This window comes from Mycobacterium sp. TH-M11 (assembly GCF_057473725.1).
In genome coordinates this window covers 1-2,532 of sequence record NZ_JBYCLD010000329.1, presented here as the reverse complement: position 1 = coordinate 2,532, position 2,532 = coordinate 1, and the positions used below count along the sequence as shown (strand labels likewise).

Genomic DNA, 2,532 nt, shown 5'->3' with positions numbered 1-2,532 from the left:
CGTGTTTCCACTCCCGGTCCATCAACACCGTGAACAAGTGGCGGTGCAGGTCGTCCATCGCGTCGTCTTCTTCGCGGATGCGGGCGGCCTTCTCCGGGTCGCGCGACCGGAGCACCTCCTGCGCACTGTTACCCAGTTCCACTGCTAGCCGGCCCATTTCGGCGAAATAGCCGTTGACTTCTTCGGGCAACGTGTGCTGTGGATGGCGCCTGCGGGCGATCTTGGCGACGTGCAGGGCCAGCGCGCCCATCCGGTCGATGTCGGCGACCATCTGGATTGCGCTCACGATCGAGCGGAGATCGCCGGCGACGGGTGCCTGCAAGGCGAGCAGCACAAAGGCGCTCTCCTCGGCTTGGGTGCTCAGCTCGGCGATGTTCTCGTGGTCGGAGATGACGCGCTCAGCAAGAACCAGGTCGGCCTGCAGCAGCGCCTGCGTTGCCCGCTCCATCGCCGCGCCGGCCAGCCCGCACATCTCGCCGAGCTGTTCGGAGAGCTCGGCGAGCTGTTCGTGGTAGGCGGTGCGCATGAATTCAAGCGTACGTTCCCGATCTCCGGTGCGGCGTGAACCGCCACGAAGTGCGGCATGAACTCGCGGTGAATGCGGGTTGGCCTGCCAATCCGGCGAGAAAGCTACTCGCAGTGCGTGTCGGCGGCGTTGGTCACCGTCAAGTCGTCCGGCAGTTTGCTCGGCGGGCTGCTCACGTTGCGTTCAACCTGGAGGCTGACCGACGAGCCGGCTGCTGGAGGAGGCCCCACGGCGCTGAAATCCGATCCGAGGACCACCTGCACCACGTTCCCCGTTCCGGTGATGCGTTCGATTTTGGAGTTCGGGAAGGACGCGGCGACGGTGGCGGCGGCCCCCTCGTGACCCGGAGAGAACAGCACTTTGGTGGTCTTGAGCGGGTTGGGGTAGTCGTCGGGCGACTTCACCCGGAATCCGCGGCGCTTCAGCTGGCTGCTGGCCGTGCCGGCCAGCCCGGATTTGGCGGTCGAGTTGGAGACCTGCACGGTGACATCCTGGGGCGCAACGGTCACCGCTTGGACGTGCTCGGGGTGCGGCCCGGCCGACTGCGTGGCTTGACCGGCCTGGTTGCTCGGCGTCGTGGTCGGCGGGTTCGGGGTCGCGTTCATGTTGTTTTCGCCCGGCAGCGGGTCGTCGTTGATGATCGAGTCGAACAGGGCCCGCATGTCGGACGTGCGTGGCGGCTCGTCGCCGTTTTCGTCGGTGATGCCGGTCGGCACGGTGACGAACGAGACGTGACCGGCGTTCATGCCCTGCACCGACTGGCCCAGCTGCACAAGGTCTTTGGTCTTGATGTTGTCGACGTAGCTGTTGCTGATGAACATGTTGACAACGCTGTTCAGCTTGCTCAGCGAGAGGAACGTCTCCTTCGAGATCAGCGAACGCAGCAGCGAGGACAGGAACAGCTGCTGGCGCTTGATGCGGCCGTAATCGCCGTTGTTCTCGGTCGTGACGTTGCGAGCCCGCACGTAGTTCAGCGCGGTCTTCGAATCGATCAGCTGACGGCCGGAATGTGCCAGCACGGTGCCCAGCTCGTAGTCCTTGAGCGGGGTGGTGCTGCACACCTCGACGCCGCCGAGCGCGTCGACCATCTTCGCGAAGCCGGCGAAGTCGACCGCGATGAAGCGGTTGATGCTCAGCCCGGACAGCTTCTGAATTTCCTTCACCAGACACTTGGGTCCGCCGAACGCGAACGTCGAGTTCAGCTTCGTCTCGGTGAAGACGTTCTTCGGCCCCCACTTCTTGGTGTCGGAGTTGTAGAGCGGTCCGTACTCGCCGGTGTCTGGGTTCCAGGCTTCGCACTGGATGGGTGTAATCGCAAGGTCTCGGGGAAACGACACAGCGACAACGCGTTTGCGGTTGGCTGGGATGTTGACCAGCATGATGGTGTCCGAGCGTGCGCCGCCGGCATCCTCGGTGGTGCCGACGTTCATGGCGGCGTTCGCGCCGGCCCGCGAGTCCATGCCGACGATCAGGAAGTCTTCGTCGCCGTACTGCGCGTTGCGGTCGATGATGTCGTGCGACCCGAGGTCCAGCGCGTTGACGGTGTTGAGGCGGTGGTTTTTGGAGGTGCTCCACTGGTATGCCCCACCGGTCATCGCCAGCGCCGCGGCCGCGATCGTGGCGATCGTCAGGCGGCCGGCCAGCATAAGGCCGCGGCGCTGGCGCCCCGTCGGCGTGGTCGCGACTTCTTCGTCCTCGACGTCTTCGTCCTCGTCGGGTTCGTCCTGGGCGATGTCGACCAGGCGCGGCGGTGGCGTCGGGAGCTCGCGGGAGCGCTCGGCGTCTCCGAACAGCGCCGGGCGGTGCACCGCGTCGAGGTCGGGAAGTTCGCCGGCGTACTCTGCCGGGCTCGGCAGCTCGTAGGCGTCGTACTCGCGGACCGGGTCGTCGGCGTGCAACGGGAGTGCGGTGTCGAGCGCCTCGCTCTCGTCTGGAGCGCCATGATGACGGCGCGGCTGGTCGGTGAGCGTTCCGCCGATCTTCGCGATCAGATCGGCGACGCTGAC

Annotated in this window: 2 protein-coding genes; both read right to left on the bottom strand. The window is 65.8% G+C overall.

Features of this window, described 5'->3' with window-relative positions; genetic code table 11:
* A partial coding sequence (phoU, locus tag AC2VOG_RS13360) for a phosphate signaling complex protein PhoU (protein WP_486940377.1) occupies positions 1-526 on the bottom strand: 526 nt, incomplete at its 3' end.
* 104 nt (positions 527-630) lie between these two features.
* A partial coding sequence (locus AC2VOG_RS13355) for an LCP family protein (protein ID WP_486940376.1) occupies positions 631-2,532 on the bottom strand: 1,902 nt, incomplete at its 5' end.